Annotated in this window: 28 protein-coding genes; 23 read left to right on the top strand and 5 right to left on the bottom strand. The window is 62.2% G+C overall.

The window, feature by feature from the left end:
- The first annotated feature begins 47 nt into the window (after nt 1–47).
- Nucleotides 48–689: a thiopurine S-methyltransferase gene (gene tmpT / locus QEG70_RS02180; protein WP_308719437.1), complete on the top strand. Its 642-nt coding sequence runs from the start codon at nt 48–50 to the stop codon at nt 687–689.
- Between the two features lie 28 nt (nt 690–717).
- Here tmpT and QEG70_RS02175 read toward each other — a convergent pair whose 3' ends face one another.
- Nucleotides 718–954 carry a hypothetical protein gene (locus QEG70_RS02175; protein WP_308719138.1) on the bottom strand — a complete coding sequence of 79 codons (237 nt, stop codon included), beginning with the start codon at nt 952–954 and terminating at the stop codon, nt 718–720.
- Between the two features lie 221 nt (nt 955–1175).
- Between QEG70_RS02175 and QEG70_RS02170 the strand changes: the two genes are divergently transcribed.
- On the top strand, nt 1176–2141 hold the full coding sequence (locus QEG70_RS02170) for a sensor histidine kinase (protein WP_308719137.1): 966 nt from the start codon (nt 1176–1178) through the stop codon (nt 2139–2141).
- Between the two features lie 184 nt (nt 2142–2325).
- Complete coding sequence (wrbA, locus tag QEG70_RS02165) at nt 2326–2925, top strand: NAD(P)H:quinone oxidoreductase (RefSeq protein ID WP_308719436.1); 600 nt, start codon at nt 2326–2328, stop codon at nt 2923–2925.
- A 45-nt stretch (nt 2926–2970) separates the two neighbouring features.
- Here wrbA and QEG70_RS02160 read toward each other — a convergent pair whose 3' ends face one another.
- Nucleotides 2971–3897, bottom strand: coding sequence for a LysR family transcriptional regulator (locus tag QEG70_RS02160; RefSeq protein ID WP_308719136.1), 927 nt, complete (start codon nt 3895–3897; stop codon nt 2971–2973).
- A 181-nt stretch (nt 3898–4078) separates the two neighbouring features.
- On the opposite strand from QEG70_RS02160, the gene QEG70_RS02155 reads away from it, so the two are divergent.
- From QEG70_RS02155 to QEG70_RS02120, 8 genes are all read left to right on the top strand, one after another.
- Nucleotides 4079–4780 carry a pirin family protein gene (locus QEG70_RS02155; RefSeq protein ID WP_308719135.1) on the top strand — a complete coding sequence of 234 codons (702 nt, stop codon included), beginning with the start codon at nt 4079–4081 and terminating at the stop codon, nt 4778–4780.
- A gap of 84 nt (nt 4781–4864) precedes the next feature.
- Nucleotides 4865–5551: a phosphoribosyltransferase gene (locus tag QEG70_RS02150; RefSeq protein ID WP_308719134.1), complete on the top strand. Its 687-nt coding sequence runs from the start codon at nt 4865–4867 to the stop codon at nt 5549–5551.
- Nucleotides 5552–5629: 78 nt separating this feature from the next.
- The gene (locus tag QEG70_RS02145; protein WP_308719133.1) at nt 5630–6652 is read left to right on the top strand and encodes an MYG1 family protein; all 1023 of its coding nucleotides are present in this window, start codon (nt 5630–5632) and stop codon (nt 6650–6652) included.
- A 387-nt stretch (nt 6653–7039) separates the two neighbouring features.
- Nucleotides 7040–7174: a hypothetical protein gene (locus tag QEG70_RS02140; RefSeq protein ID WP_308719132.1), complete on the top strand. Its 135-nt coding sequence runs from the start codon at nt 7040–7042 to the stop codon at nt 7172–7174.
- A gap of 167 nt (nt 7175–7341) precedes the next feature.
- Nucleotides 7342–7515, top strand: a complete 174-nt coding sequence (locus QEG70_RS02135) for a hypothetical protein (protein WP_308719131.1) — start codon at nt 7342–7344, stop codon at nt 7513–7515.
- A gap of 105 nt (nt 7516–7620) precedes the next feature.
- On the top strand, nt 7621–8481 hold the full coding sequence (locus QEG70_RS02130; RefSeq protein WP_308719130.1) for an SDR family oxidoreductase: 861 nt from the start codon (nt 7621–7623) through the stop codon (nt 8479–8481).
- Complete coding sequence (locus QEG70_RS02125) at nt 8474–9742, top strand: D-mannose isomerase (protein WP_308719129.1); 1269 nt, start codon at nt 8474–8476, stop codon at nt 9740–9742. Before QEG70_RS02130 ends, QEG70_RS02125 begins: the two co-directional genes overlap by 8 nt.
- 60 nt (nt 9743–9802) lie before the next feature.
- Nucleotides 9803–10267 (top strand): Imm30 family immunity protein, encoded by a 465-nt coding sequence (locus QEG70_RS02120; protein ID WP_308719128.1) that lies wholly within the window; start codon nt 9803–9805, stop codon nt 10265–10267.
- Nucleotides 10268–10271: 4 nt separating this feature from the next.
- Here the strand turns inward: QEG70_RS02120 and QEG70_RS16965 are convergent, their stop codons facing one another.
- Complete coding sequence (locus QEG70_RS16965; protein WP_374762531.1) at nt 10272–10463, bottom strand: CPCC family cysteine-rich protein; 192 nt, start codon at nt 10461–10463, stop codon at nt 10272–10274.
- A gap of 108 nt (nt 10464–10571) precedes the next feature.
- Here QEG70_RS16965 and QEG70_RS02115 point away from each other — a divergent pair, with 108 nt between their 5' ends.
- The 5 genes from QEG70_RS02115 to QEG70_RS02095 all read left to right on the top strand — a co-directional run bounded on the left by QEG70_RS02115 (nt 10572) and on the right by QEG70_RS02095 (nt 15122).
- On the top strand, nt 10572–11012 hold the full coding sequence (locus QEG70_RS02115) for a hypothetical protein (protein WP_308719127.1): 441 nt from the start codon (nt 10572–10574) through the stop codon (nt 11010–11012).
- Between the two features lie 142 nt (nt 11013–11154).
- Entirely contained in the window at nt 11155–12150 is a 996-nt protein-coding gene (locus QEG70_RS02110) for an ABC transporter permease (protein WP_308719126.1), read from the top strand.
- Complete coding sequence (locus QEG70_RS02105; protein WP_308719125.1) at nt 12147–13121, top strand: ABC transporter permease; 975 nt, start codon at nt 12147–12149, stop codon at nt 13119–13121. The genes QEG70_RS02110 and QEG70_RS02105 overlap by 4 nt, the downstream gene beginning before the upstream one ends.
- A complete protein-coding gene (locus tag QEG70_RS02100; protein WP_308719124.1) occupies nt 13111–14136 on the top strand; it encodes an ABC transporter ATP-binding protein in 1026 nt (341 codons plus the stop codon). The genes QEG70_RS02105 and QEG70_RS02100 overlap by 11 nt, the downstream gene beginning before the upstream one ends.
- Nucleotides 14133–15122 carry an ABC transporter ATP-binding protein gene (locus QEG70_RS02095; protein WP_308719123.1) on the top strand — a complete coding sequence of 330 codons (990 nt, stop codon included), beginning with the start codon at nt 14133–14135 and terminating at the stop codon, nt 15120–15122. The genes QEG70_RS02100 and QEG70_RS02095 overlap by 4 nt, the downstream gene beginning before the upstream one ends.
- Before the next feature lie 98 nt (nt 15123–15220).
- Here QEG70_RS02095 and QEG70_RS02090 read toward each other — a convergent pair whose 3' ends face one another.
- Together QEG70_RS02090 and QEG70_RS02085 are read right to left on the bottom strand one after the other, a co-directional pair.
- The gene (locus QEG70_RS02090) at nt 15221–15802 is read right to left on the bottom strand and encodes a peroxidase-related enzyme (protein ID WP_308719122.1); all 582 of its coding nucleotides are present in this window, start codon (nt 15800–15802) and stop codon (nt 15221–15223) included.
- Nucleotides 15799–16206, bottom strand: coding sequence for a hypothetical protein (locus QEG70_RS02085; RefSeq protein ID WP_308719121.1), 408 nt, complete (start codon nt 16204–16206; stop codon nt 15799–15801). Before QEG70_RS02085 ends, QEG70_RS02090 begins: the two co-directional genes overlap by 4 nt.
- On the opposite strand from QEG70_RS02085, the gene QEG70_RS02080 reads away from it, so the two are divergent.
- The 7 genes from QEG70_RS02080 (at nt 16205) to QEG70_RS02050 (ending at nt 24064) form a co-directional block, all read left to right on the top strand.
- Nucleotides 16205–16474 carry a hypothetical protein gene (locus QEG70_RS02080; protein ID WP_308719120.1) on the top strand — a complete coding sequence of 90 codons (270 nt, stop codon included), beginning with the start codon at nt 16205–16207 and terminating at the stop codon, nt 16472–16474. The two genes, QEG70_RS02085 and QEG70_RS02080, sit on opposite strands and share 2 nt — an antisense overlap.
- Nucleotides 16450–17448 (top strand): LysR family transcriptional regulator, encoded by a 999-nt coding sequence (locus QEG70_RS02075; protein WP_308719119.1) that lies wholly within the window; start codon nt 16450–16452, stop codon nt 17446–17448. The genes QEG70_RS02080 and QEG70_RS02075 overlap by 25 nt, the downstream gene beginning before the upstream one ends.
- A gap of 12 nt (nt 17449–17460) precedes the next feature.
- Complete coding sequence (locus tag QEG70_RS02070; protein WP_308719118.1) at nt 17461–18960, top strand: NAD(P)/FAD-dependent oxidoreductase; 1500 nt, start codon at nt 17461–17463, stop codon at nt 18958–18960.
- 150 nt (nt 18961–19110) lie between these two features.
- Nucleotides 19111–21564, top strand: coding sequence for a TonB-dependent receptor plug domain-containing protein (locus QEG70_RS02065; RefSeq protein WP_308719117.1), 2454 nt, complete (start codon nt 19111–19113; stop codon nt 21562–21564).
- 48 nt (nt 21565–21612) lie between these two features.
- The gene (locus QEG70_RS02060; RefSeq protein ID WP_308719116.1) at nt 21613–21822 is read left to right on the top strand and encodes a DUF3311 domain-containing protein; all 210 of its coding nucleotides are present in this window, start codon (nt 21613–21615) and stop codon (nt 21820–21822) included.
- Between the two features lie 4 nt (nt 21823–21826).
- The gene (locus QEG70_RS02055; protein WP_308719115.1) at nt 21827–23215 is read left to right on the top strand and encodes a sodium:solute symporter family protein; all 1389 of its coding nucleotides are present in this window, start codon (nt 21827–21829) and stop codon (nt 23213–23215) included.
- Between the two features lie 87 nt (nt 23216–23302).
- On the top strand, nt 23303–24064 hold the full coding sequence (locus QEG70_RS02050) for a 2-keto-4-pentenoate hydratase (protein ID WP_308719114.1): 762 nt from the start codon (nt 23303–23305) through the stop codon (nt 24062–24064).
- Nucleotides 24065–24080: the final 16 nt, after the last annotated feature.

Here is a 24080-nt window from a genome sequence, read left to right as displayed (position 1 = left end):
AACGCGCTACCACAGGCAGCATTATTGCTGGCACAAAGGCGCATATGATGGACGAAGCTTTCTGGCAGGCGAAGTGGGAACGCGGCGAGACCGGCTTTCATGAACCCCGCCCCAATGCCCTGCTGACCCGCTACCTGCCCACCCTGCACCTGCCTGCGGGCGCGCAGGTTTTCGTGCCCCTGTGCGGCATGAGCCTCGATATTCACTGGCTGCTCGCCCAGGGATACGCGGTGGTGGGCTGCGAACTCAGCCGCATTGCCGTCACACGCCTTTTTGCGGCACTCGGCCTGGAGCCGCATGTCACGCCCCTTGGCCCACTTGAACGCTTCGAGGCAGGTAAGCTCTGCGTTTTTGTTGGCAATATCCTTGACCTCACCCCGGCACGGCTTGGGGCGGTGGATGCCGTTTATGATCGCGCGGCACTGATCGCCCTGCCCGCTCCCATGCGGGTGGCCTATGCCCGCCACCTCGTTGCCCTGACCCATGCCGCGCCGCAATTGCTCATCTGCCTGGAATATGAGCCGTCATGCCGGGCGGGGCCACCCTTCGCGGTGGATGAAACGATGGTGCGCCAGTATTACGCCACGACATTCCTGCCAACCCTTGTGGTCCGGCACGCCGTGCCCGGCGGCCTGAAAGGCGCCTGCCCGGCCTGGGAAAGCGTATGGACCCTCACGCCCCGGCCCTGAGTCTGCACCGGGGGGCTGCCATCCATCCTTACTTGCCCGAGGGGTTGCCCGTTGCAATCCACAACACCAGCGCGGGTATGAAGAAATACAGCGCCGTGGCCGCCAGCATCCAGGGCATGAGGAAAGACATGTCCGTATGCAGCACGTAGTGACAAACCAGATTGGCAAGCCCCAGCATGACCACAACGCACAGGCAGGCACACAGATTCATCACCGGTGTGCGCTCCGCGTTGATCTGCCTGACGTGTTCTATAATCGATCGCATGATTCCGCCTGTATCCGTATGGGTGCCGGGGTCGTATCCGACCGGGCCAGATGAAGGCCAGAAACCCTGATGGTGCGTGCCACCCACGCCCGGCCCCCGTGTTGCCCCTTTCTATAAAGCCCGCGGGGCCGGAAGTCACTTCCATGAACAGGCCCGTGTAAAAACCGTTTCCCCCGGTGGCGTGCCTTCCGCCACTGATTTTTTTGCTGTAGCGTGCGGGGATGTTAACACGCGCTTCGCTTACGGCTACGGATCTGGCTCGCGTTCTTGAACAGAGCACGGATTGCGTCAAACTGCTTGACTGCAATGGCAACCTGATCTGGATGAATGCCAATGGCCTGTGCGCCATGGAGATTGACTCCTTTACACAGGTTGCGGGCATGCAATGGGCCGCGCTATGGCCCGATGCGCTCCAGGCCGATATAGACAGCGCCTTGCGCGCCGCCCGCACAGGCGAGACCGCCCGTTTTCGCGGGGCGTGCCCCACGGCCAAAAACGACCCGCGCTGGTGGGAAGTCAGCATAACGCAGGTATGCGATGATGGCGGCAGGCCAATCGGTTTCCTGAGCATATCACGCGATGTGACCCAGGCCGAGAACGACCGCGAAGCCCTGCGGGTCATGATCGGGGAAATGCGCCACCGCCTGCGCAACAGCTACACCATCGTGTGCAGCCTGCTGCGCCGCTTTTCTGGCAATGACCCCCGGCTTGGTGAATTCGTGGCGGATATGGAGCAGCGCATCATGGCGCTGGCCCGCGCGCAGTCCCTGTTTGATGATGACACGACGGCAGCCGACCTGCGGGAACTGATCGAGGTGCTGGTCACCCCCTTCTGCGGCGCGGCGGAAGACTGTTTCACGTTGGATATTCCCCCCGGGCTTGCCCTCGACCGGCGCACGGCCGATGCCGTGGCGCTGGTGGTCGGGGAATTATGCGTCAATTCAGCCAAATACGGCGCGGTCAGCACAGGCGGGCGCATCAGCCTGCACTGGCGGGGCGAGCCGGGCGAAGTGCGGCTGGAATGGGTGGAACATCCAGCCCTGCCCGCCCCCCTGGCAACACCTGATGCGCGCGGCCAGGGCCTGCGTTTGATCGGCCGCATCGTCAAGGCCTGTGCGGGCACGTTCGACATGCACTGGCGTAAGGACGGGGTCACGGCCACCATGTTCCTGCCCCTGCCGTCATGAAAATTTATTGTTTATTATCAGCAATTTATTAGGAAATATATTTCTGCCCAACGGCACCCTTCACTTCCCGGAAATGAAGCGTTTCCAATTTTGGCGTATCGGCAGGCCCACAGGGCCGTATTGTCGAGGCTCCTGCCGGACTCAGCCGGTAGTGCTACGTGCAACATAGCGGAAGGTCATGACGATGCCCAAGGTTCTCGTACTGTATTACTCATCCTACGGCCACGTGGAAACGATGGCCCATGCCGTGGCCGAAGGCGTGCGCGAGGCCGGGCTGGAAGCCGTGGTCAAGCGCGTGCCGGAACTCGTGCCCGAGGATGTTGCCAAAAACCATCATTTCAAGACCGAGCAGTCCGCCCCGCTGGCCACCACGGCGGAACTGCCGGAATATGATGCGATCATCGTAGGCGCACCCACCCGCTTTGGCCGCCTGCCTTCGCAGATGGCCAATTTCTGGGACCAGACCGGCGGGCTGTGGCTCAAGGGCGCGCTGGTCGGCAAGGTGGGCGCGGTGTTCACCTCCACCGCAACACAGCATGGCGGGCAGGAAACCACGCTGTTTTCGTTGATAACGAACCTTTTGCATCATGGCATGGTCATTACCGGCCTGCCCTACAGCTTTCAGGGCCAGATGCGGCTCGATGAAGTGACTGGCGGCGCCCCTTATGGCGCCACCACCATCGCGGCAGGCGACGGCTCGCGCCAGCCCAGCCCCACCGAGCTTGATGGCGCCCATTATCTTGGCCAGCACGTGGCAGGACTTGCACGCAAGCTTTCCGCCTGATCTTCCCTTCCCCCGGCCTGCTGCGCCGGGGGGAGCTCCTGCCGCCTAAGCGCAGTCCCCATCCTGTGCCCAGGGCGGGTGGCCAAAAGCGCCTACCAGATAATCAATAAAGGCATTGACCCGTATGGGCCGCAGCCCGCTTGCGGGTGTGATCAGGTACAGGCCCACCGGCGGCGCTTCCCAGCCGGGCAGCATGCGCACGAAGCGGCCCGCCTTCAGCCCCTCCCACACCATGAATTCGGGGAACAGCCCGAACCCCAGCCCCGCCTCGAGCGCGGGCAGGAAGCCCGCCGCATTATCAGCCCGCAGCCGCGCGGTTTGCGAGAGCACGAACTCCCGCCCATCGCCTTCATGGCGTAGGCGGATCATGCCGGGGGCAGCGGTATTGGTATAGACAAAGCTCTTGTGCCCCTCGAGCGCATGCGGATCATCGGGCGCGCCAATCCGCGCCAGATAGGCTGGCGTGCACACCAGCGCCAGCCGCACGCTGCACAGCCGCCGGGCACGCAGCGATGAATCGGCCAGCGCCGCAATCCGCAGCGCCAGATCGTAGCCACCCGCCACCAGATCGACCAGCGCATCGCTGTAATCGATGGTGAGATCGATTTCAGGGTAGCGCCGCAGGAATTCGGGCAGCACGGGGGCAAGGTGCTGTATGCCAAAGGTCATGGGGGCCGCCATGCGGATCAGCCCCGAAGGCACGCGCGTGCCGCCGCGGGCCTGTGTCTCGGCGGCCTCGGCTTCGGCCACGATGGTGTTGGCATGGCCGAGCAGCAGGCGACCGGTTTCGGTCAGCGACATCTGGCGCGAATTGCGGTTGAACAGGGCCACGCCAAGCGACTGCTCAAGCCGGCTGATGGCTTTTGATACGGTGGGCTTGGAGAGCTGTATATCCTCCGCCGCGCGGGCAAACGAGCCGCGTTCCGCCACTTTTGCAAAAATGGCCCAGGCCTCGAAATCCGGCAGTCTCATCGGCAAACTCGGTAAAGGGTGCGGGCCATGTGTTTCCCTAACCTATCTGCATGCTCCTGTCTCTACCCCGCCCTGTCGTGCGTTGATGATGCAAAAATGGGAAATGAAATGTTTCATTCATTTCCATATCAACACCGGACCCGGTCCGATACCATGAGGGCAACAGAAAGGAAGAAACCCGATGATCGAAGTCCGACCCTTTGGCCAACTGGGCCACGCCGACCATGGCTGGCTCGATGCACGGCATCATTTCTCGTTTGCGGGGTATCATGATCCCGCCCGCATGCACTGGGGCGCGCTGCGGGTATGGAATGATGACATGATCGCACCCGGCACCGGCTTTGGCACCCATCCGCACCGGGATATGGAAATCATCACCTTCGTGCGCGAAGGTGCCATTACCCATACCGACAGCCTGGGCAATACCGGGCGCACCGAGGCGGGTGACGTGCAGGTGATGTCGGCTGGCACCGGCATCCGCCATAGCGAATACAACCGCGACACTGTCGCCACGCGCCTGTTCCAGATCTGGATCATGCCCGACCGCACGGGCCATGCCCCCTCATGGGGCACGCGCGCCTTCCCGCGGCATGAGCGTGCCGGGCAGTTCGTGGTGCTGGCCTCGGGGCGGGCGGGCGATGACGATGCCCTGCCCATCAACGCCGACGCCCGCGTGCTTGGCGCCACCCTCGCCAAGGGGCAGACAGCCACCTACAGGCTGGGTGCCGATCGGCTGGGCTACCTCGTGCCTGCGCGCGGCGCAGTGGAAATAGACGGCGTGCGGGTAAGCGAGCGTGACGGCGCGGCCCTGTCCGACATCGAGACCGTGCATGTGCGCGCGCTGGAGGATGCCGAGATCATTCTGGTCGATACCATCGCCTGAACCGCCAGGGGTGTGTATCATGCAGTCCGGGGCGCGGTATCATGCCCCGGACTGTTTCACTCCATGACCGGGACCAATTGATCCGTGACCCTTCCCGCCTACCACGCCACATGGTCGCCTGATGGCGCGCCCGCTGCCACTCCGCCTTATGATGCATCCTATCCGGTGCGACTGCATGATGGCTCTACCCTGACCCTGCCGCTGCGGCCCCTGCCCGGCGACGCGCAGGCCATTGCCCTGCTCATGGCCAACCAGACCAGTTTTGCCGTCGAGCACCATCTCATCCGCCTGCTGGCTGAAATGGTCAGTCCGCTGGCGCCCGAGGCGATTGTTGGCGTGCCCACCATGGGGCTGGCCTATGCCCGGCCCGTGGCGGAAAAGCTTGGCATGGGTGACTACGTGGCGCTGGGGCACTCACGCAAATTCTGGTATGATGACAGCCTTGCCATTCCGCTCACCTCATCAACCAGCCCTGACCAGACCAAGCATCTTTACATTGACCCCGCGCTGGTGGACCGCGTGCGCGGCAGGCGCGTGGTGGTGATTGATGATGTGCTCAACACCGGGCGCACGGCGGCGGCTGCCGTGCAACTGCTCGAGCGCGCGGGGGCATCCGTGGTGGCCATTGCAGCCGTGCTGACCGAAGGCTGGGCCTGGCGGGCGGCACTGGTGGCAGCCTGCCCTGCCCCCGTGCCACCGGTGCACGCGCTGGGCCATATTCCGCTCTTTGGCAGGCAGGCCGATGGCTGGCATCCCCTGCCCGGCACCTGAAACTGCCCATTGTCTTGCCGGGGGGTTTGCGGCATGACGACACTATCAAATTCACTTTTGCCCGCAGCAGGTCGCCTTATGTCAGAACATACGCCCATCGGTCTTGAAAACCCCACCGCTCCCGTCAGCGCGGTGACGCATTCAGGTAACTTCCACCTTGATGAGACGCTGGGCTATGTGATCCTGCATTACGCGCTTGCACCCGATGGCGACCTGCGCGGGCGCGTGACGGGCACCGGCCCCGACGGGCGGCTGGCGTTTGCGCGCACCCGCTCGCCCGAGCGCATTGCCGCAGCCGATATCGTCTTTGACGTGGGCGGTAAATACGACCCCGCCACGGGCCGCTACGACCACCACATGAAGGAAAAGCCCCTGCGCGAGGATGGCACGCCCTATAGTGCTGCCGGGCTGTTGTGGAAGGATTACGGCATGGCCGCGATCCGCAGCATCCTCAAAAACCCGGTGCCGGAACCAGAGGTTGCCGCCATCTGGCAGAGCCTTGACCGCTCGCTCGTGCTGCCCATCGACCTTGATGATAATGGCGTGACCAAGATGGGCAAGCTCTCGCTGGCCGATATCGTCTCCGCCTGCCGCCCCACATGGGATACGGTAGAACTGTACGGCCCCGATGCCGCCAAAACCCGCGAGACCGAAGGCTTCGCCAACGCGGCGGTGGCGGTGGCGGGGCATCTCGTCAACATGATCGACCGCGTGCGCGCCAGCCTCAAGGCGGAAAGCCGCGTGCTGGCCGCCTACGCGCAGGCGGAAGACAAGCGCATCCTGCTCATGGAAACCGGCATGCCGACCGAGAAGGTCATTTTCGACCACGACCTGCCGGTGGTCTATGTGGTTTCCCCCGCCGCACCCGATCGCTGGAACGTCAAGGCCATCCCGCCCGTGCGTGGTGACTTTGGCCAGCGCGTCTCCCTGCCTGAGGCGTGGCGCGGCCTTGATGGCGCAACGCTGGCCAGCGTATCAGGCGTGGCCGATGCGGTCTTCGCCCATCCGGCCCGCTTCATCTGCGGGGCCGCAAGCCGCGCGGGCGCGTTGAAAATGGCGCAGCTTGCCCTTGAAATCGACGCCGCACAGGCAAAAAGCTGAACCAGCACGTGCCCCTGAACCACAGGGGCACGGCCTTTTGCGGCCATCCGCCGCCCTGTTGAAAAAGGCGGCGGACACAGGCCACGCGCCTGCACCAGATGATGCCGCAAACGTGATGGAATGGGCCTGTCATCCGGCCTTTCCCCCTCTTTCCGGCAGCCCCGGCGCATCCCACGTGATCTCCAGCGGGTGGGACATGTCCCCCCGCAAGGGAGGTTGCCATGAATATGGGAACACGGTACCGCACAAACCCCGGTGTCATGGATCTGGTTGGCCTTGGCATGGTCCTGCTGACCTTGGCGTTATGGCTGTCCTTTATCTTCATCTGAACACGCAGGCCGACAGGCATGCCTGATCATCCGCATGCCCCGGATACAGGAGGCGTCAATGCAGCTTCATCTCCGTCGTGCCTTTTCTACCGGCACGGATAACCCCGGTCATGCCAGCCGGTGGGACATCATGGGTCCTGCCCTGCTGGCCATCGCCTTCGCGCTCTCGACGGCGATGATCTTCTTGCTTTAGGCAAAAGGTCTCTACAACGGGCTTGCCGGGTCAGGAAAAGCCGGGCAGGCCCGTTTTGCGTTGGTTTGCCCAAGTGCAGGATAGCGGGTGTGCCCGATATTCCTTCGCACCGGCTCAAACCTTCCGCCTCCTGCCACGTTGCCATCCGGCAGTCACAGGAGATCCCCATGAGCCGGACCCTACAGATCCTCGCGATCCTTTCCCTTACCCTGTCCATGACCAGTTGCGCCGATGGGCGGCATCATCACCGCCACCATCGGGAATGGCAGGATGGTCATTACGATGATGGCTACGGCCCGCATGGCGCGCGCATGCGCGGCGGCCCCGGCGGGCGGTGGTAGCACCACGCCGGACGGACAGAAGGCAGGCAACATCCTGCACGGTGCATGCGTTAGGTGGAGGCGGGGCATGGCCCTGCCTTTCCTCCACCACAACGGAGCGCGTGCATGACCACCACCATTCCCCCCCAGAGCCAGCCCCACCAGCCCGGCGTCGAGCGGTTGATGAACCCGCAGGCCGAGCATATCCGCGAGAGCTATCGCGGCAGCGGCAAGCTGAAGGGACGCCGCGCCCTGGTCAGCGGCGGTGATAGCGGCATCGGGCGGGCCGCCGTGCTGCATTTTGCCCGCGAGGGTGCCGATGTTGCCATTCTCTACCTTGAAGAAGATGAAGACGCGCACGAGACAGTGCGCCTGGCCAAGGCCGAGGGCGTGCGGGCGCTGGCCATACGCGGCAATGTGGCCAACAGCGCCGTGTGCGATGATGCGGTCAAGCAGACCGTCGATACGCTGGGCGGCCTCGACATATTGGTGAACAACGCAGGCGTGCAGTATGTCAGCGAGGATCTGACCGATATTACCGATGATGTGTGGCAGCACCACATGGATGTGAACATCAACGGTTATTTCTACCTCACCCGCGCCGCCCTGCCGCATCTGGGGCGTGACAGCACCATCATCAACACATCCTCGGTCAACGCGTTTGCAGGCAATGCCTCGCTCGTGGCCTATACCACCACCAAGGCCGCGGAAATGGGCTTTACCCGCGCGCTGGCCCTGCAGCTTGCGCCGAAAGGCATAAGGGTGAATGCGGTGGCCCCCGGCCCGGTTTGGACCCCGCTGCAACCGGCAAGCTGGGGGCCGGTTGACCCGGACTCGGTTGCCCATCTGGGTGACAAGACCGCCCTTGGCCGCGTGGGCGAGCCCAGCGAGCTGGGGCCAGCCTATGTGTATCTGGCCGCGCAGGATTCATCGTTCGTGACCGGGCAGACCCTGCACGTCAATGGCGGCATGATCGTCAATGGCTGAGCCGCTGCCCGCCCTGATGCTGCCTGCCGCATCATGGCTGCGCCTCTCGCCCCATCGCCGCTGGCTCGACATGCAGGGCCAGCGCCTGCTTGATTTCTCCAAGCCATCACGCGTGGCGCAGGGGTTTGCCGCCCTTGATGACGACGGCAACCTGCCGCCCCCCGCCACGGCGGACAGCACGCTCAGCGCACGCATGACCCATGTCTATGCCGTGGCTTCAGGGCGTGGCCTGCCGGGCTGCGGCCCGCTTGCTGCCCATGGCGTGGCGTGCCTGCTCGGCCCCCTGCGCGACCATGGGCATGATGGATGGTTCCTTACGCCCCCCACCGATGGCGCACAGCCAGAAGATGCCCGCAAGCAGGCCTATCTGCACGCCTTCGTGGCGCTTGCCGCCTCATCCGCAACCGTTGCGGGCGTGCCGGAGGGACGCGCGCTGCTCGATGCGGCATTGAAAGTATGGGAAGAACATTTCTGGAGCGAGGCGGAAGGCGTCTTTCGTGAAAGTTTTGCCGCTGACTGGTCGGATGAGGAAAACTATCGCGGCGCCAACGCCAACATGCACTCGGTCGAGGCCTGCATGGCGGTGGCTGACGTAACGGGCAACCCCGTGTGGCGGCAGCGCGCGCTGCGCGTGGTGGAGCGCTTCATTCACACACTGGCCCGCGAGGCCGACTATTTCCTGCCCGAACATTACGACCGGAACTGGACACGCCTGCCCGACTACCACCGCGACACCCCAACTGACGCCCTGCGCCCCTATGGCATGACGCCGGGGCATTTTGTGGAGTGGTCGCACCTTCTGCTCAAGCTGGAAGCCGCCCTGCTGCGCACGCAGGGCAATGCGCCATCGTGGCTGCTGGATGATGCCGTGGCCCTGTTCCACCGTGGCATGAAAACAGGCTGGGCGCGCGATGGCGCGCCGGGGCTGGTCTATACCATCGACTGGAACCACCAGCCCGTGGTGCATAACCGCCCCCACTGGTGCCAGGCCGAGGCCATGACCGCCGCCGCCGCCCTGCTCAAGCGCACGGGGCACGCGCAGTATGAACAGTGGTACCGCACGATATGGGATTATATCGACCTTTACATGATCGACCGCAAACGGGGTGGCTGGATACAGGAACTTGACCGTAACAACCGGCCATCCGCCGTGGTCTATGCAGGCAAGGCCGACCTGTACCACGCCTGGCAGGCCACCATCACTCCGCTGCTGCCGCTTGCGCCAAGCTTTGCTACAGCCATATCATTACTGGAAAATTAGGGCCTGAAAGGCACGCCATGCCATAAAGCCCTTTGCTGGCGATTTTCAGGAAATGAGCATATGAACGGAACTTACGGATCAACCACAGCTGCATTGAAGAAGCAGCTTGAAGTGGAGAATCCGGATACATTGGCTGTAGATCAACTGGTTACGGAACTTCATAAAAACTTTATCACCGTTCCTGAATTTGTTCCAGATATGTTGGGGTTACTGTCAGACAAAGACGAAAGGGATGAAGCCAGTTTCCTGATACTCAAAGCCGCAGAAGATCTGGATGAGCATGTTTATATAAAAAAACTTCTGGAATTCTTCCCTGAATTAATAAAAATTGCCCCTGAGTGGTCTACATTGCCGTTATTAAGAGTGATAAATAACCAGAAGTGCAAGAAAATACTCCTATCTCAGCTCAGCCTGGCCTCAAAAAGCATCAAGGAAACAGTATTTGCCACATGCAGACGGATAAATGATGAATCGCCTGATTTTATGGAAAGAACCCGCGCTGTCATCGCCTGTTGCGAAGTCTGAAAAGTTAAATCTGTGCTTCAGCCTGATGACAGGCCCTTGCCTGGTTCAGGCTGAGTTTATTGGCCCCGCCTGAATAGTCCGGGTCTGCTGACTGCACGGGGTTATCTTCCCAATTACAGACGCGACAGATTTCATAATCCCCATACCCTGAAATTTCCAATGATTTACAGCACGGGCATGGTAGCAGTTCCGTCATGGCCTGTTCCTATCAATAAAGCAGAAACCGTTTTGTTAGCAGGGTCGGTTTTATGATAACAGGATACTTTCTGAAAGATATTTTCAGGTCATATACAAGGGCGCAGTCATGTTTGATCTTTCTTTTACCGGCGAAGGCCATATGTTCGGTGAAACAGGATATTATGGCACCATAAAAATTGGCACTTTCTCTGAAAATTTCTTCTCCAATAATATATTTTTCAATGCACGCCAGTATCAGGAACAGTGGCTTGCGGCAGCGGAAAGGGTGCTGACAAACGGGAAATCGTATTTTCTGGTAAATGTTTATGACCCCGACATGGCCAATTTCTTTATGTCCTGGCCCTGTTCCGTAATTGATGGAACAGTTTATATCCAAAATGAAATCATTTCTGCCGATCGGCATTGCCTGAATGACATTCTCTCTTTCCATACCGATCTGGAAGAGATGGAATTTACTGATGAAGACGGACAAAAGATTTCCACATGGCAGACAGACCTGCACGCCATGCAGCAGTTCAGCACGGAAATGCGCCGCCTTCTGGCCTGAAAACGGCGTTCACGCCCTGCCCCGGTCCGAGGCCGCAGAAGCGCGCGTGACATAAAATCATGGCAGGCACTCCCGCATGCGGGTCAGGTCGGGTTATAGTGGCAGGACCAGTCCTGCAAGCCATCGGGGTGCGCCGCCAACCATGTCTTCGTCTTCCCCCCCGCTTCCATCCGGCCCGTGGCGGCAGGCCGTGCGTGCGTTCGGGCGCAACAGGTCGGCAATGGGCGCGCTGGGTGTGCTGGCGTTCATCACCTGCGCCTGCCTGCTGGCCCCGCTTTATGCCCATGACGTGGCCCACAGCGATCCGTTCGCCTCAAACGTGGCGGGCAGCATCGTGCTGGGCGGGCAGGAGGTGGACATCATGCAGCCCAATGACAACCCGCTGCATCTCGGCCTCAGCCCCATAGGCCCCACGGGGCATGCAGCCTACCTGCTGGGTGCTGACAGCCAGGGGCGCGACCTTGCCGCCCGCCTGCTCTATGGCGGGCGTAACTCCCTGCTCATTGCAGCCTGCGCCGCCGTGCTGTGCCTTGTAGCGGCAACAGTGACGGGCATCGTGGCCGGTTTCTGCGGCGGGGTGGTCGATGCTGTCCTGTCACGCATCATGGACATCATGTGGGCAGTGCCGGTCTATCTGTTTGCCATCTCGCTTTCCATCGTCATGGTCAGCCAGACCATCCATCTTGGCCCGTTTACGCTGGGGGCGGACAGCCTGCTCATTCCCATCTTCATCATAGCGCTGGTTTATGTGCCCTATGCCGCCCGGCCCATACGCGGGCGGGTGCTGGCGCTGCGGCAGGCGGAATTCGTCCTTGCCGCGCGCAGCCTTGGCGTGCCGGGATGGCGCATCATGCTGCTGGACATCGTGCCCAATATCAGCACCACTCTGGCAACGCTCGGCCCGCTGCTCATGGCGCTGGCCCTGCTGGCGGAGAGCGCGCTGTCCTTCCTCTCGCTGGGCGTGCAGGCGCCACAGGCCTCATGGGGCACCATCATTCAGGATGGCGAGGGCCTGATCTATACCCGCCCGCTGGTGGCCGTAGCCCCGGGGCTTGCCATCGTGGCGGTTGTGCTGGCGCTCAATATCGTGGCCGATGGCCTGCGTGATGCGCTTGACGGGCGCGAGGGCGCACGATGATCCCTACCCTGCTCCGTCGGCTGGGCCAGACGCTGTTCGTGCTGTTTGGCGTGTCGGTGCTGGTCTTCGCGGTGTTTTTTGCAACACCGGGGGCCGACCCGACCGCGCGCATCGCAGGCCGTAACGCCTCGCCGCAGATCATGGAAAAAGTGCGCCGTGAATACGGCTTCGACCGCGCTCTGCCGGTGCAGTACATGACCATGATGAAAAAGCTGTTCATCACCCGCGATCTCGCCTCCTATGCCGACCGGGGCGAGCTTGTGGTGCCCCAGATCGAGCAGGCCGCCCCGGTCACGGCCTGCCTGGTGTGCGGGGCCGCGTTCATCTGGGTGAGTGCTTCCATCATCATGGGCACGCTGGCTGCGGCCTTCAGGGACACATGGGTGGACCGCACGCTCATGCTGGCGGGGCTGGTGGGCATTTCCATACCCGTGTTCTGGCTGGGGCAGGTCACCAACCTGATAACGCAGAGCCGCTATCATGACACATGGCTGTTCTCATGGGTGCCAGGTCTGGGCTATGTGCCGTTCAGCGAGGACCCGGGCGGCTGGTTCCGCGCGCTGGTCATTCCGTGGGTGGTGCTTGCGGTCATGTTCATCGGCATCTACAGCCGGGTGCTCCGGGCTGATCTCGTAGCCCTTGCAGGCGAGGACTTCATGCGCACGGCCCGGGCCAAGGGGCTATCGCCCACGCGGGTCATGCTGCGCCACGGGCTGCGCACAGCACTTGTCACGTTCGTCTCGCTGTTCGGGCTGGATTTCGCGCAGCTTGTGGGCGGCGGCGCATTGCTGACCGAGGTGGTGTTCGGCCTGCCCGGCGTAGGGCGGCTGACCTATCGGGCGCTCACCAATCTCGACCTGCCGGTCATCATGGCCACGGTCATGTATTCCGCCATTTTCGTGGTGGTGGCCAATGCGGTGGTGGACATGGTCTATTTACTCCTTGACCCGAGGGTGCGTGATGCCCGCTGATCCCATGCCCCTGCTTGATGTGCGCAACCTGTGCGTGAGCGTGCCCGCCAATGGCGGCATGATCAGGCTGGTGGAGAACGTGTCCTTTTGCGTGGATGAAGCCGAAATCGTGGGGCTGGTGGGTGAATCCGGCTCGGGCAAGTCGGTCACTGCCATGGCGCTGATGGGGCTGATCGACAGCCCGGGGGTGCAGGTCCGTGGCTCGGCGCGCTTTCGCGGGCAGGAACTGGTGGGCATGGCCCCGCGCGCCCTGCGGGCCTTGCGCGGGCGTGACATCGCCATGATCTTTCAGGACCCCATGACGGCGTTCACGCCGGTCTATACCATTGGCTGGCAGATTGATGAGCAGATCCGCGCACATGAGCGCCTCTCGCGCCGGGCCGCGCGGGCACGCACGGTGCAACTGCTGGCCGAGATGGGCGTGCCCGACCCCGCCCGCACGGCGCAGCGTTACCCGCACCAGCTCTCCGGCGGGTTGCGCCAGCGTGCCATGATTGCCATGGCGCTGTCATGCAACCCCACATTGCTGATTGCCGATGAACCAACCACCGCCCTTGACGTAACCGTGCAGGCCCAGATCCTTGAGCTGCTGCGTGGCCTGCGCCACAGCCACGGCTCCTCCGTGCTGCTCATCACACACGATATGGGCGTGGTGGCCCAGACCTGCGCGCGCACGCTCGTGCTCTATTCCGGCCGCATGGCGGAAAGCGGCCCGACCGCCACCCTGTTCGCCCGGCCTGCCCACCCCTATACCGCAGCCCTGCTGGACTCCATCCCCCCGCTTTACGGCCCGCGCCCGCACCGCCTGCCCGCCATTGCGGGCCTGCCGCCCACGCCGCGGGAGCGCCCGGCAGGCTGCGCCTTCGGCCCGCGCTGCGCGCATGTGCATGCCACCTGCCTGCCTGCCCCGCCAGCCCTGGCCAGCATCGGGCCGGGGCAGCAGGCGGCCTGCGTACTCCCCGCCGAGGGCACGCCCCTGCCACCCCGCGCCACCGCACAGGCCACGCAACCATGACCCCATTCACCCCCGTGCTGGAACTGCGCGACGTGCGCAAGACCTACCGCCTGCCGCGTGGGCAGAAGCTCAAGGCGGTTGATGGCATATCGCTGCGCGTCATGCCCGGCGAGATGCTGGGGCTGGTGGGCGAGTCAGGCTGCGGCAAATCCACGCTGGGGCGGTGCATGCTGCGCCTCGATGATGTTTCATCAGGGCAGGTGCTGTTTGAAGGCCGCGACATCACCACCCTGAGCGAACGAAAGCTGCGCCCGCTGCGTCCGGGCATGCAGATGGTGTTCCAGAACTCCACCGCAGCGCTTAACCCGCGCCGACGCGTTGGCGACCTGCTGGCCGAGCCGCTGCGCGTGCACCCTGGTCCCGACGGGCGCAGACGCACGGCGGCCACGATCACCGCGCGGCTGCACGAACTCATGGCGCTGGTCGGCCTGCCTGCCTCGGCGCTTGCGCGGTATCCGCATGCCTTCTCGGGCGGGCAGCGCCAGCGCATCAATATTGCCCGCGCGCTTGCGCTCTCGCCCCGGCTGGTGGTGGCCGATGAACCGGTCTCGGCGCTTGATGTTTCGGTGCAGGCCCAGATCGTCAACCTGTTTGCCGACCTGCGTGCGCGGCTGGGGCTGACCTATGTGTTCGTGGCGCATGACCTTGCGGTGGTGCGGCAGATCTCCACGCGTGTCGCGGTCATGTATCTTGGTGCGATTGTGGAATGTGGCGAGACGGACGCCGTGCTGCATGCACCCGCCCACCCCTACACCGCAGCCCTGACCGCCGCCGTGCCGCGCCCCGTGGTGGGAGCCGCCCCTGCCATGCTGCTGCGCGGCGACGTGCCCAGCCCCGTCAACCGGCCTGCGGGCTGCCGGTTTCACACGCGCTGCCCGCAGGCGCAGGTGCGGTGTGGCGTGGAGGAACCCCTGCTGCGCGCCATCCGCCCCGGCCATGAAGTGGCCTGCCACTACCCGCTTGGCGGGGAACACCGGAAGGTTTGAAACAGAACAAGGTTTCTGGTGAGACTTTTTTCAAAAAGCTTCAAATAATGCCGCCTTTTTGAAAAAAGGCGGCACCCAAAAACTTCTATCCGTTTTTTTCAGGATTCGGCAGGTTCCACTGCCTGCCCCAGCGTGTGCATGAGCCGGTTGGCCCAGCCAAAAATGGCGCTGGCCAGCACAAGGTCGAGCGCCTGCAGGGCGGTAAAGCCCAGATCGCGCACATGGTTCATGTCAGCCTGCGTGGCCGCAACCGGCGTTTTGGACAGGGCAACCGCGAAGTCGAACAGGCCCTGTGAATATTCATCGATTTCAGCCTTGGTGCCATCGGTAAAGATCGCATCCATCACCTCAGGGCGTTTTGTCAGCTCGATATAACGCGCGGCATGGACCGAGCCACAGTAAATGCAGTGGTTCACCACCGATGTCGCCACCGCTGCAAGTTCGCGCTCCGCGCGTGGCAGGCCGGCCTTGCCGTACATGATCAGGTTGAACAGCGGCGAGCGGTATTTCAGGCTCTCGGGGTCATGCGCGAGCGTGAGCGTGTATTTCGAGACCTTGCGGTGCGAAGGGGTTTCCTGCAGAGCCTCGCGCTGCGCAGGGGTTGCCGTGTCATAATCCACCGGGGTGATGTACGGCTCCCAGCCAAGCGTGTCGGTGGTAAAGCGGGTAACGGGCTTCATGCGAATGTCTCCTCGACCAGGCGGACGCCTGCCAGCACGCGGGCCTGGAAATTGATGCACGCGACCAGTTCGGCCAGGCTGACCACGTCGCTATCGGTCAGGCCCGCGCCCAGCAGGGCATCAATATGCGCACGGCTGGCCTTGGCTGGCGTGAGCGTAACCGTATCAACATAGGACAGGATGGCCGCCTCCCGCGCATCCGCACCCCCGGCACCATCCGCAATGGCCGCGACCGCGGGGGCGGGCTGCATGGTGGCGAGCAGGGTAGCGTATGTCGTGGCCAGTTCTTCACTGCCATTGGCCCGCGCAATGCGGATGGCAATGGCGCAGCGCTGGGCATGGGGCAGGTTGCCGCACGCGGCGGGGGTGACGACGGCCTGCCCGCTGGCATCACACAACTGCATGATCTTCGCGCGTTCCGCCAGCGCCGCCTTTACCTCAGCGGAACAGGATCGTTCCGACAAAGAACCGAATGTCGAGAATGGGTTGGACATTGCTTTCCACTTCTTGATGGGCCGCTGCCCGCAGGCGAGCGACAGTGGGGTATGGGCGCAGGCTATCATGCGCTTCCTGCATCGCAATACATTAAATGCCCGCATGCTGCATTTTATTATTGATTATCATGATGCGCATCTTACTATGCAAATATGGATATTGAGACTCTCGACATAAAACAGCTCGATGCGTTTGCGGCGGTCATGTCCACCGGCAGCATCACCAATGCTGCCCGCCTGCTGGGGCGTTCGCAATCCACAATGAGCCGGGCCATACAGGACCTGGAAACCAACCTTGGCTTTCCGCTGCTGTACCGTAATGGTCCGCGCATCTTCCCCACCGATCAGGGGGTGCAGTTCCATGCCGAGGTCGAACGCTTCCTCATGGGGCTGAACCACATCAAGGAACGTGCCGAAGCCATTGCCCTGAGCGAGGTCAGTCCCATCGACATCGCCGCCATTCCCGCCATCTGCGCCTCACTGGTGCCGCAGGCACTGGTGCGGATGACAGATGGCGACGTCGTTCCGCGCAAGATACAGATCCATTCCATGCTCGCCGAAAGCGTGGTCCAGGCGGTCAGTTCGCGCAATTCCGATTTTGGCGTCTCCAGCCTGCCTATCGATAATCCCGGCGTCGATATTCAGTGGATCGGGGAAGCAGCCTGCGTCGCGGCCCTTCCCGCCAATGCCCCGCTGGCCAAACGCAAGAAGGTGCGCCTGCTCGATCTGCAGCACCACCACCTCATCGCCACGGCCAACCCGTTCCGCCTGCGGCCGCGCATTAATGCCGCGTTTCGCGCTGCAGGCCTTTCAGCTGATTCCATGATCGACACGAACGCCAGCGTGACTGCCCTCGCGGCCGTGCGCGCCGGGCTGGGTGTGGCGGTCATTGATCCGGTCTCGGCCTGGGGCCTGCCGATTGAAGGGGTCGTGATCAGGCCCCTTGATATCGACATCCCCTTTTACTTTGGCGCCATTTCTTCGGGCGGGCGGCCACTCTCGCCCCTGCTGGCGCGCCTGTCCGATGCCCTGCGCGAGACAGCCGCCGCCATGCTGCCTGATTTCATGGAACACCCCCTCTCCCGCCTCGAAGAAATCATGCGCCGCCAGTTTGACCCCGATGCCTGCTCCGGCACCAACGTGACCTTGTAAAAGGAATTGCTCATGCACGATACGGCACACAAACCCGCCTCCCCATCCGGCCTGCCCGCGCTTGAAGCGCGCCTGCGGCAGGATATGGAATGGCTCCAGATCCCGGCAAAGGAATGGGTGCCCCCCCGCACGGTGGACGGCGAACGGATATGGGATGTCGTGGTGATTGGCGGCGGCATGGCAGGCATTACGGCCAGCGCGATGCTCAAACGCTACGGTATTCATAACCAGGTGGTGCTTGACCGCGCGCCCGCAGGCCGGGAAGGTCCGTGGATCACCTACGCCCGCATGGAAACCCTGCGCTCGCCCAAGGACCTGACCGGGCCCGCCATGGGCCTGCCCGCGCTGACCTTCCGGGCTTGGTATGAAGCCCGGTTCGGGCTGGAGGCATGGCGCGCGCTCGACAAGATTCCGCGCGCGATGTGGATGGAGTATCTGGTCTGGGTGCGCAAGGTTCTGGAACTGCCGGTGCGCAACGACACGACAGTTAAAATGATCGATGCAGGCAACCCCGATTATGTGCGCCTGACGATTACAACCGGCACCGGGGAAGAAACGATGCTGGCACGCCGGGTTGTTCTGGCCAACGGGCGTGATGGCATGGGCGGGGCCTATATTCCCGCCATCGCCCGGACCATACCCAAGCGCTACTGGGCCCATTCGATGGAAAACATCGACTTCGCGGCGCTGAAGGGCAAGCGGGTTGCCGTAATCGGGGGGGGCGCATCGGCCATGGATAACGCCGCCACGGCACTCGAGACCGGCTGCGGGCGGCTGGACATGTTTGTGCGCCGCCCCGACTTCCCGCGCGTGCACAAGTTCAACGGCATCGGCAGCCAGGGCGTGGTGCATGGCTTTGCCGGGTTGCCTGATGAATGGAAATGGCGCTTCCTTGATTACACGCTCTCGGCCCAGACGCCGCCGCCACGCGCCAGCGTGCTGCGCGTGTCACGGCATGCGAACGCCCATTTCCATCTGGGCAGCCCGATCCGCACGCTGGCCGAGGAAGGCGGGCATGTGCGCCTGACCACGCCCAAAGGCACGTATGATGAGGATTTCATCATCTTCGCAACCGGTTTCTGGGTCGATATCAAATCCCGCCCGGAACTGGAGAAGATCGCCCCCTTCATCCGCTTCTGGGGAGAGCGCTTCGTGCCGCCTGCCGATGGGTCGCTTGAGGGAAAGGCCGATATGGAACTCAAGGCCTCGCCGGACCTGGCGCCCGATTTCTCGTTTCAGGAAAACGTGCCCGGTGCCTGCCCCGGCCTGAAGCATGTCTATTGCTTCACGTTCCCCGCAACACTGTCACATGGCAAGGTGAGTGGTGACATTCCCGCCATCAGTGATGGCGCCGACCGTCTGGCGCGCGGGGTGGTGCGCAGCCTGTTTGTTGAAGATCGCGCCATCCATTTTGAAAACCTGCGCAACTTTGCCGTGCCGGACCTGCAGGGCGATGAATGGACGGATGCGGACGCCCCCGTTACGGAAACGGCAGCCATGGGTTCATCCTGAACCCATGGCTACGGCTGCATATTTTTGCGCCCACATCATTACGATACTGTAATAACTTGCAAATTCATCACAGTCATGAAGTCTGGATAACAGGAGGCCGGGATGTCAGGGTATCGCATAACTGTTCTTACAACTACTGTCCTGGCTGGCATGGTCGCCACGGAGGGCGCCACTGCCCGAGCCGCCACGGCCACGACGGGCACACAGGCCAGGGCACAGGCGCTGCAGGCCAGCCCGTCCGCAAAGGCGGAAAGCATTTCCGTTACGGGCAGCCAGACGGTCAACCGCGCGGGATCGGTCAGCACCCGCCAGCACAGCACCACGAGCGTGCAGGTCATTTCAGCCGATGAACTGAAAAATACCGGCCAGACGAATGTGATTGCGGCACTTGAACAGCTTGCGCCCTCGGTCAGTTCGCCCTCTTTCAGCGGCATTGGTGCCAACGGGTTCGTGCGCACCATGCAGTTGCGCAACCTCTCGGCCGACCAGACGCTGATCCTCGTCAACGGCAAGCGCCGCCACCGCAGTTCCAACGTCAACATCAACTCAGGCCCCAATTACGGAACGGAACCGGCCGACCTCGCCCTTATTCCCATGAGCGCCATCGATCATGTGGAAGTCATCGAGGAAGGGGCAACCGCGCTGTACGGGCAGGATGCGATTGCGGGCGCGGTCAATATCGTGCTCAAGCACAATACCTCGGGCGGCTCATTTTCCATACAGGATAGCGGTTATTATGCCGGTGATGGCGTGGGCGTGGATGGTGCGGCAGATTATGCCGTAAAGCTGGGGCATTCCGGCGGTTACCTCGACTTCGCAGGGCAGGTCACCCACACCCAGCCTGCAAACCGCTCGGGCCCCTATACCGGATCGACCTTCCTGCCACTGGCCAATGGCAGCCCCGACCCCCGGGCTGCGGCAATGGGCACGGACATCAACCGCATTCTCGGCTCGGGCCGCACCATGCTCGAAACATTCAGCATGAACGGTGCACTGCCGCTGGGCCACAACATGGAACTCTACACCACCGACACATATTCCCACCGTGATGTCACCACTCCCCAGGCCGTACGGACCCAGTCCAATGATTCCACCGTGCGGGCCCTTTATCCGCTTGGTTTCGCGCCGCAGATGGGCATGACGGAAAACGATTTCGAGGTAACGGGTGGCGTGCGGGGCAGCTTTCGCAAGGCATGGCACTGGGATGCGTTTGTGACCTTCGGCCGCGATGACGAGCGCGACAGCACCCTCAACTCTGATAATCCGACCTACGGCCTGGCCTCGCAGAAGAATTTTTATGATGGCTCCTACGTCAACTCGGAATTCGATTCAGGTTTCAAGATCTCGCGCAATTTCAATACCGCGCTGCTGCCCAAGCCCATCAACTTCGAATTTGGCGGCGACTACCGCCATGAAAGCTACCAGTTGATCGCGGGCGAGACACAGTCCTGGGCCAATGGTGGCGTGGCCATCCTTGATGGCCCCCATGCCGGCAACCCGACCACGGCAGGCGCATCGGGCCATATCGGCACATCGCCTGAAAATGCCAGCGCCACCTCACGCGATATCTATGAGGGGCATGCCAACCTCGACTTTTACCTCACCCCGAAATGGGAATGGTCGCTCGGCGGGCGCGTGGCCAGCTATTCCAGCATGGCCACGGTCGAGACCGGTTCTGTTGCGACGCGCTACAATTTTACCAGACGGTTTGCCATACGCGCCAATTTCAACACCGGATACAGGCCGCCTACGCTTGGCGAGATGAATTATTACCTGACCATTACCTCGCCCACCTATGCCTCGGCCCAGTTGCCCAGCAACAGCAATGGTGCGCGCGCGCTCGGTTCCAGCGGCCTGTCTGGCGAGTATTCGCGCAGCTACAGCATCGGTATTGATTCAACGCCCGTCAACAACATGCATATTACCGCCAATCTGTACCGTATCGCCATCAATGACCGTATCGCCAATACAACCAAATTCGGCGGCAGCGCAGTGGAGAACATCCTTGCAGGCCAGGGCATCAACGGGGTGCAGTATGTCCAGTATTTCGCCAATCCGGTCAATACAGTCACCAATGGTGGCGATGTCAATCTCGACTATACTTTCCACCCCAGGCACGCGGGCACGGTGCGCGTGAACGTTGGCGTGAATTTCTCGGATACCGAGATCGGCAGCTATAATGCCACGCCCTCGGTGCTGCAGAACCTCAACCTGAGCTATTTCAACAACGTGGCGAAAAGCGTGCTGCTGGATTCCTCGCCCCGCAACCGTGAAACGCTGGGCGTGCTGTGGAATATCGGCAGGCTGTCGGTCTCGGTGCAGGAGCAGCGTTACGGGCAGACCGTGTTCATCGCCTCTCCCTCGCTTGCCACCAAGGACTGGACGCTGACACGGCCGGGCTACATCACCAACCTTGAGGTCGGTTACAACGTATTTGACCGGTGGCATATCGCGGCGGGTGCCAACAACCTGTTCAATTATTATCCCAACCATACGTCACAGGCGGCGGCGGCATCCTATTCCGGAGCCTTCATCTATCCCTATTCGTCGCCTTACGGGTTCTTTGGCGGATATTATTACATAAAGTCATCGATCCGGTTCTGATTTTGAAATAAGGCAATACCTTCACATGCAACTGGCGGGAAACATGCCATGCTGAAAAACATACTCTCGGTGCTGTGCGGCCTGGTCCTGCCCTCTGTCGCGGTGCTTGGCGCCATTCCCATGCTGGGCAACAGCACCCGGGTGTTCATCGGGCTGCCGATCATCATGTGGTGGGTGTTCGCATGGCTTTTCCTGTCCAGCCTGTGCATGGCGGTCAGTTGGTATTTCATTGACGCGCGCACCGACGAAAAAGGCTGACACCATGGCTTTACTGACCTTTTCCATCGTTATCGCGCTTTCACTGGCGCTCGCCCTGTTTGCTGCCCGCGGGCATGGGCATGCGAGCGCGAAGGAGTTTTTCATTGCATCGGGCGGCTTTGGCGGTTTCCTGCTGTTCTTCCTGTCGGTGGGTGAAAGTTACGGCATTGGCACCGTCATTGGCCTGCCCGGTGGCATCTATGCGCATGGCCCGGCTTCCATGGTGTGGTTTCTGGGCTACATGCTACTGGGTTACTGCGTGGGCTATTTTCTGAACCCATGGATATGGCGCGCTGGCAGGCAGTACGACGCCATTACCCTGCCCGACCTGATCCGTGCGCATTTCAACAGCCGGGCGCTCGAGATTATCTTCGGCATTTTCTGTCTGCTGATCATGCTACCGGTGGGCCAGATGCAGTTTACCGGGCTCATCCTGGCGTTGCAGAGCCTTGATATTCACCTGCCGCAATGGAGCGTGCTGGGCTGCGCCGCCCTGCTTGCCTTCTGTTACGTGGCGTTTGCCGGTATTCGCGCCCCTGCCTATGTATCGGTGATGAAGGACGGGATCCTGCTGCTTTCGGTCATCGCAGTGGGCGGCGTGGCGATCTGGAACCTGGCGACGGGCCATGTAAAACCTACCGCATTCCATGCCACAAGCCTTGACGCGCATGAGCAGGTCTTTGCCATCACCACCATCATCATGCAGGCCGTGGCGTTCAATATTGCGCCCAAGAGCTTCACCTTCCTGTTTACCGCGCGCTCGGACCGGACCATCCGGCGCAACCAGATCCTGATGCCGCTGCACATGCTCATGTTTCCCGTGCTTATCATTGCCACATGTTTCGCCAAATGGAGCAACATCCCCGTCAATTCCGCCAATGACGTGTTCATGGCGCTGGCGCGTGCGCTCTTCTCACCCTGGCTGGTCGGCATCGTGGTGGCAGGGGCGGCGCTGTCAGGGCTGGTGCTGCTGGCGGGGCTGTGCATCGCCATCGGGCCCATCATGACCCGCAACCTGCTCAAGAACCTCAATGAAGACCAGCAGCGACGCGGCACGCGCCTTACGGTTGCGGTTTACCTGCTGCTTTCGGTTGCAGGGGCATCACTTTCCTCACAACTGGTTTCGCATGTCATCAACCTGTATTACGCAGCACAGAGCCAGCTTATTCCGGTGGTCCTGGCTTTCCTGTTCTTCAGGGGCATCAAGGGCGAGGCCGTTGTGGCGGGCCTGATCGCGGGGGTTATTGTCAGTGTCGGGCTGATGGCGTGGCCGCTGGACCTGTGGGGTATGAATCCGGGCTTTATTGGCGTGGCGGTCAATATGGCCGTGATGGTGGCAGGTTCCATGCTCATGCGCACAAGGGCACCGTTGCCCGTGTGCCTGCAAAAGTAAACGGACGGGGGGGATGTATGGTCTTGCGCGGGGCGATATGCCACCATGCCGGTCACAAACATAACGGCGACCCGGAAAAGAGACCCCATGCCCCCTTCTGCCCCGACCAGTCTGGCCGACCTGTTTCTTGCGGTCAGGCAGCGCAAAACCGATCCTCTCGCCAGCGTGCATGAAGCGCTGACCCCGCGCACCCTGGCCGATGCCTATGCGGTGCAGGATGCGGTGGGGCTGCATCTCGGGCCAATACGGGGGTGGAAGGTGGGCGCCGAAACCCCGCAGTCCGAGCCGTTCGCAGCCCCCATCCATGCCGCCACGATCTTTGAAGATGGCGATACCGTGCCCGCCTATGTCTGCCGCCACCTGGGCGTGGAAGCCGAAATCGGTTACCGCTTTGCCAAGGCCCTCCCCCCACGCGCGGCGGAATGGACGGCGGATGAGGTCATGGCGGCCATCGGCTCGATCCACCCCATGATCGAGATTGTAGATACGCGGTTTGAAAAACCCGGCTCGCAGCACAAATTGCTCCACACCGCCGACCACCAAAGCCATGGCGCGCTGATCGCAGGCCCCGGCCTTGCGGACTGGCGCGGCGTCAACCCCACCGGCGAGCCCGTCAGCCTGACCATAAACGGGCGCACGGTGGTCGAGCATGTGGGCGGCAACAGTGCGGGTGACCCGCTGCGCCTGCTGGTGTGGCTGGCCAATCATGCCGCGCGGCGTGGGCCGGGCATCGAGGCGGGGTGCCTGGTCACGACCGGCTCGACAACCGGCACGATGTTCGTGGTGCATGACACCGATGTGCGCGCAAGCTTTCCCTCCATTGGCACGGTGCATGCCCACCTTGCCTGACCCTGCGGAAGACATG

This window comes from Komagataeibacter xylinus (assembly GCF_031081985.1).
In the GTDB taxonomy this organism is placed as follows: Bacteria; Pseudomonadota; Alphaproteobacteria; order Acetobacterales; family Acetobacteraceae; genus Komagataeibacter; species Komagataeibacter xylinus_E.
Note: the sequence above shows the minus strand (reverse complement) of the source record. Positions and strands in the feature narration are given on the sequence as shown.